The sequence below is a fragment of the Pseudomonas sp. GW821-FHT01D09 genome (assembly GCF_059422465.1).
The window spans coordinates 1-563 of record NZ_JBWKWY010000073.1 but is presented as its reverse complement, the minus strand read 5'-3'; the positions used below and the strand labels follow the sequence as shown (position 1 = coordinate 563).

Annotated in this window: 1 pseudogene; it reads right to left on the bottom strand. The window is 62.2% G+C overall.

From position 1 onward, the window contains the following. Positions 1-563, bottom strand: a pseudogene (locus tag AC07W7_RS27130) (type IV secretion protein Rhs); the annotation flags it as partial.

The window sequence follows — 563 nt, the reverse complement described above, 5'->3', positions numbered from 1 at the left end:
CGTGCCTGCGGGTCATGCACGTAGACTTCCTGGCTGCCATCGGCGTGCAGCAAGGTGACGCTGCCGTTGTCATCCCAGGCATAGCGCGTATCCATCTGCGCAAAACTGGCCCAATGCCGTACACAGCGCGCCGCCTTGCCAGACCGTTCCCACGCCCAGAAGAAACTCGCCCCACCGGCCAACTGTCGTTCAGTGATGACCGAGAGGCTGTCGTACTGATAGCGCTCGCTTTCGCCGACGGCATTGGTCGCTTCAACCAGTCGCCAGTCTTCGTCATAGCGGTAGGCAACCAGGTTCTGCTCGGTCACCCAGGCGTCGTCCGCTTCGCTGTCCACGCGAAACACCTGGTAGTCCACCGCCACGATATGCCCACGGTCATAGCGCAACAGCAGGGCGCGACCGGCACCGTTATCCAGGCGCAGAATCCGCCCCAAGCCGTCGCGGGAAATACGCAGGCGGTTGTCATACGCATCGCTGATCGCCGTCAGCACACCGTCGTGAAAGTGGTAGAACCGTGCCCCTTGAGCCAGCACCAGCTCATCCGACGCCGCCCCCAGATAAAT